This is a genomic window from Synechococcus sp. Cruz-7E5 (genome assembly GCF_024345995.1).
GTDB lineage: Bacteria > Cyanobacteriota > Cyanobacteriia > PCC-6307 > Cyanobiaceae > Regnicoccus_A.
The window spans coordinates 1-5,624 of the sequence record NZ_JAGQCE010000029.1; the positions used below are offsets into that span (position 1 = coordinate 1).

Sequence of the window (5,624 nt, forward strand, 5' to 3'; positions counted from 1 at the left end):
AGGCCTTAACTAATTATTGATGTAAGTCATTGAATTGGGTAACGGCGACATCATTTGCGATGAAGATCAATTTAATTTTAGCGAAAGCCAGGATTATGTTGATTGAAGTTTAAAGGAATGATGAATACAACGGAGAGTTTGATCCTGGCTCAGGATGAACGCTGGCGGCGTGCTTAACACATGCAAGTCGAACGAGCCTTCGGGCTAGTGGCGGACGGGTGAGTAACGCGTGGGAATCTGCCCTCAGGAGGGGGATAACGGCCGGAAACGGCCGCTAATACCCCATATGCCGAGAGGTGAAACGAATTTCGCCTGGGGATGAGCCCGCGTCTGATTAGCTAGTTGGTGAGGTAATGGCTCACCAAGGCTTCGATCAGTAGCTGGTCTGAGAGGATGATCAGCCACACTGGGACTGAGACACGGCCCAGACTCCTACGGGAGGCAGCAGTGGGGAATTTTCCGCAATGGGCGCAAGCCTGACGGAGCAACGCCGCGTGAGGGACGAAGGCCTCTGGGCTGTAAACCTCTTTTCTCAAGGAAGAAGACATGACGGTACTTGAGGAATAAGCCACGGCTAATTCCGTGCCAGCAGCCGCGGTAATACGGGAGTGGCAAGCGTTATCCGGAATTATTGGGCGTAAAGCGTCCGCAGGCGGCCTTGAAAGTCTGTTGTTAAAGCGTGGAGCTCAACTCCATTTAAGCAATGGAAACTACAAGGCTAGAGTGTGGTAGGGGCAGAGGGAATTCCCGGTGTAGCGGTGAAATGCGTAGATATCGGGAAGAACACCAGTGGCGAAGGCGCTCTGCTGGGCCATAACTGACGCTCATGGACGAAAGCCAGGGGAGCGAAAGGGATTAGATACCCCTGTAGTCCTGGCCGTAAACGATGAACACTAGGTGTCGGGAGAATTAACCCTTCCGGTGTCGTAGCCAACGCGTTAAGTGTTCCGCCTGGGGAGTACGCACGCAAGTGTGAAACTCAAAGGAATTGACGGGGGCCCGCACAAGCGGTGGAGTATGTGGTTTAATTCGATGCAACGCGAAGAACCTTACCAGGGTTTGACATCCTGCGAATCCCTTGGAAACGAGGGAGTGCCTTCGGGAACGCAGTGACAGGTGGTGCATGGCTGTCGTCAGCTCGTGTCGTGAGATGTTGGGTTAAGTCCCGCAACGAGCGCAACCCACGTCTTTAGTTGCCAGCATTCAGTTGGGCACTCTAGAGAGACCGCCGGTGATAAACCGGAGGAAGGTGTGGATGACGTCAAGTCATCATGCCCCTTACATCCTGGGCTACACACGTACTACAATGCTACGGACAAAGGGCAGCAAACTCGCGAGAGCTAGCAAATCCCATAAACCGTGGCTCAGTTCAGATCGTAGGCTGCAACTCGCCTACGTGAAGGAGGAATCGCTAGTAATCGCAGGTCAGCATACTGCGGTGAATACGTTCCCGGGCCTTGTACACACCGCCCGTCACACCATGGAAGTTGGCCATGCCCGAAGTCGTTACTCCAACCCGCAAGGGAGGAGGACGCCGAAGGTGGGGCTGATGACTGGGGTGAAGTCGTAACAAGGTAGCCGTACCGGAAGGTGCGGCTGGATCACCTCCTAACAGGGAGACAATAACTGATTGTGATGTCTGGCTAAATTATTGCTAGGCCATGATCCTGTCATCTCGATGGTTAATCGGTACCTCAACCGACAGAAGCGAAGCCAAAAGCAATTCCAGAAATGGGAAAGCGGATGAGCTGTCGTGGATGTCTTTTCAGTTCCTAAACTTTGTCTAGGTCACCCCGCAAGGGTATCCCTGGGCCATTAGCTCAGGTGGTTAGAGCGCACCCCTGATAAGGGTGAGGTCCCTGGTTCAAGTCCAGGATGGCCCATTCGTGTTTGGGGGTTTAGCTCAGTTGGTAGAGCGCCTGCTTTGCAAGCAGGATGTCAGCGGTTCGAGTCCGCTAACCTCCACTGACCAACCCATCCGGATCGCGAAAGCAACGGGAGAGAGCTTGTGGTGGTGATTTTAGATTTTTGTACTGAGAGAAGGACTCTAGCTTCCTTTCATCTCATGGCAAGCCTAAATCGTTAAGCCGATTAAGGTGTCAGCCATGATTGAAAAGACGCTGGACTCCAGCAATATCAACCGAAAGGTTGATATTTGTTGTGTTCAGTAGAACCTTGACAACTGCATAGGTAAGTCTGTAAATAAAGCATCTCATGGATGCTTCAACAGCAGCCAATTATACCAAGGGCTTTTGCCATTGGGATGAAAGATTGATGTTGGAGCGATTCTAGAGTAGGAGCCGAGACTCCACATTGCTCCTGGTTCTTGCCGAAAGAATCGGGTTTGATCCTGTTTTCATAGACAGTAGCCGATGAACTGGAGAAATCTAGAACGTCAGTTGCGGTAATTGAAAGCAGGAAAATCTGCGTACAACCGCAGTAAGGTGATGTGGAGATAAATTGGTCAAGCTACAAAGGGCTCACGGTGGATACCTTGGCACACAGAGGCGATGAAGGACGTAGTTACCTGCGATAAGTCTCGGGGAGCTGGAAACACGCTTTGATCCGGGAATTTCCGAATGGGGCAACCCCTAGAACGGCCAGCTGAATCCATAGGCTGGCACGAGCCAACCCAGCGAACTGAAACATCTTAGTAGCTGGAGGAAAGGAAAGTAAAAACGACTCCCTAAGTAGCGGCGAGCGAACGGGGAAGAGCCTAAACCGATGGTTTCGACCATCGGGGTTGTGGGACAGCAACGTGGACCAGTGACGTTAGTGGAAGCGTTTGAAAGGCGCGCCATAGAGGGTGAAAGCCCCGTACGCGAAAACGAATCTGGCCTAGCTGTATCCCGAGTAGTACGGAGCACGTGAAATTCCGTATGAATCTGCGAGGACCACCTCGTAAGGCTAAGTACTCCTGTGTGACCGATAGCGCAACAGTACCGCGAGGGAAAGGTGAAAAGAACCCCGGGAGGGGAGTGAAATAGAACATGAAACCGTGAGCTTACAAGCAATGGGAGCCCGACTGATCGGGTGACCGTGTGCCTGTTGAAGAATGAGCCGGCGACTTATAGGCACTGGCAGGTTAAACCGGGAATGGTGGAGCCATAGCGAAAGCGAGTCTGAATAGGGCGATCGTCAGTGTTTATAGACCCGAACCCGGGTGATCTAACCATGGCCAGGATGAAGCTTGGGTGATACCAAGTGGAGGTCCGAACCGACTGATGTTGAAAAATCAGCGGATGAGCTGTGGTTAGGGGTGAAATGCCAATCGAACCCGGAGCTAGCTGGTTCTCCCCGAAATACGTTGAGGCGTAGCGTCTAGTGCTATAGCAGGGGGGTAAAGCCACCGTTTCGGTGCGGGCTGCGAGAGCGGTACCAAATCGAGACGAACTCTGAATACCCTGTGTGAAACTAGGCAGTCAGACTGTGGGGGATAAGCTCCATGGTCGAAAGGGAAACAGCCCAGACCGCCAGCTAAGGTCCCCAAATCAATGCTGAGTGATAAAGGAGGTGGGATTGCCCAGACAACCAGGAGGTTTGCCTAGAAGCAGCCATCCTCAAAGGAGTGCGTAATAGCTCACTGGTCGAGCGATCCTGCGCCGAAAATGAACGGGGCTAAGCATTGTACCGAAGCTGCGGATTTAATTGTTCTTAGGAACATTCAAATGGTAGGGGAGCGTTCCATGCGGGGCGAAGCGTTAGCGTAAGCGGGCGTGGACTGCATGGAAGTGAGAATGTCGGCTTGAGTAGCGAAAACATGGGTGAGAATCCCATGCCCCGAAACCCTAAGGGTTCCTCCGGCAGGCTCGTCCGCGGAGGGTTAGTCAGGACCTAAGGCGAGGCCGAAAGGCGTAGTCGATGGACAACAGGTCAACATTCCTGTACCTGTCATGTTTTGGGAAGGGGGACGGAGAAGGCTAGCCCAGCCAGATGTTGGTTACTGGTTCAAGCGTTCGAGGCGTTGAGGGGTGGTGAAAACATCCTGAGCTGAGGCGTGAGTACGAGCTGCTACGGCAGCGAAGTGGGTGATGTCAAGCTTCCAAGAAAAGCCCTATACCCGTTAAGGCATGACGGCCTGTACCCGAAACCGACACAGGTGGGGTGGTAGAGAATACCGAGGGGCGCGAGATAACTCTCTCTAAGGAACTCGGCAAAATGGCCCCGTAACTTCGGGAGAAGGGGTGCCACCGCAAGGTGGTCGCAGTGAAGAGGCCCAGGCGACTGTTTACCAAAAACACAGGTCTCCGCTAAGTCGCAAGACGATGTATGGGGGCTGACGCCTGCCCAGTGCCGGAAGGTTAAGGAAGCTGGTCAGCGCAAGCGAAGCTGGCGACTGAAGCCCCGGTGAACGGCGGCCGTAACTATAACGGTCCTAAGGTAGCGAAATTCCTTGTCGGGTAAGTTCCGACCCGCACGAAAGGCGTAACGATCTGGGCGCTGTCTCGGAGAGAGGCTCGGCGAAATAGAATTGTCTGTGAAGATGCGGACTACGTGCACCCGGACAGAAAGACCCTATGAAGCTTTACTGTAGCTTGGTATTGTGCCCGGGCTCTGAATGCGCAGGATAGGTGGGAGGCTTTGATCCATTGCTTGCGGGTAATGGTGAGCCAACGGTGAGATACCACTCTTTCAGAGCTAGGGTTCTAACCTTCACCCGTTATCCGGGGAGGGGACAGTATCAGGTGGGCAGTTTGACTGGGGCGGTCGCCTCCTAAAAGGTAACGGAGGCGCGCAAAGGTTTGCTCAGGCTGGTTGGAAATCAGCCGACGAGTGTAAAAGCAGAAGCAAGCTTGACTGTGAGACCAACAAGTCGAACAGGGACGAAAGTCGGCTTTAGTGATCCGACGGTTCTGAGTGGAAGGGCCGTCGCTCAACGGATAAAAGTTACTCTAGGGATAACAGGCTGATCTCCCCCAAGAGTTCACATCGACGGGGAGGTTTGGCACCTCGATGTCGGCTCATCGCAACCTGGGGCTGAAGTCGGTCCCAAGGGTTGGGCTGTTCGCCCATTAAAGCGGTACGCGAGCTGGGTTCAGAACGTCGTGAGACAGTTCGGTCCATATCCGGTGCATGCGTAAGAACATTGAGAGGAGTTCTCCCTAGTACGAGAGGACCGGGAGGAACGCACCTCTGGTGTACCAGTTATCGTGCCAACGGTAAACGCTGGGTAGCCATGTGCGGAGAGGATAACCGCTGAAAGCATCTAAGTGGGAAGCCCACCTCAAGATGAGTGTTCTCATGGCTTAAGCCAGTAAGGTCACGGGAAGAACACCCGTTGATAGGCTCTACGTGGAAGCGCAGCAATGTGTGAAGCGGAGGAGTACTAATAGACCGAGGGCTTGACCAACACTTGGCCCTGCTCGAGACGAGCATGAGCTGCAGAGTTTACAGACCGATCAAGCGTAAGTTTGATCCGTTACCTATGTAGTTCTCAGGGATCACCTGAGAGCGATCAGATTCTTTCCTGGTGTTCATGGCACTGTGGCCCCACTCCGATCCATCTCGAACTCGGTTGTGAAACGCAGTAGCGGCGACGATAGTTGGAGGGTAGCTTCCTGCAAAAATAGCTCAATGCCAGGATAAAACAATCTGAATGCTCTATATCTGATTTCAGCGCTGCT

General features: G+C 53.1%; 2 tRNA genes and 3 rRNA genes. All 5 read left to right on the forward strand.

Annotated features, from left to right (window positions below):
* Positions 1–126 precede the first annotated feature (126 nt).
* Positions 127–1,612: ribosomal RNA gene (locus KBY77_RS16390) — 16S ribosomal RNA — on the forward strand.
* 197 nt (positions 1,613–1,809) lie between these two features.
* Positions 1,810–1,883 (forward strand) — tRNA-Ile (locus tag KBY77_RS16395).
* 9 nt (positions 1,884–1,892) lie between these two features.
* Positions 1,893–1,965 (forward strand) — tRNA-Ala (locus tag KBY77_RS16400).
* A gap of 497 nt (positions 1,966–2,462) precedes the next feature.
* A 23S ribosomal RNA gene (locus tag KBY77_RS16405) occupies positions 2,463–5,350 on the forward strand.
* A 116-nt stretch (positions 5,351–5,466) separates the two neighbouring features.
* A 5S ribosomal RNA gene (rrf, locus tag KBY77_RS16410) occupies positions 5,467–5,583 on the forward strand.
* Together the 16S, 23S and 5S rRNA genes with 2 tRNA genes alongside form the textbook arrangement of a ribosomal RNA operon.
* Positions 5,584–5,624 lie beyond the last annotated feature (41 nt).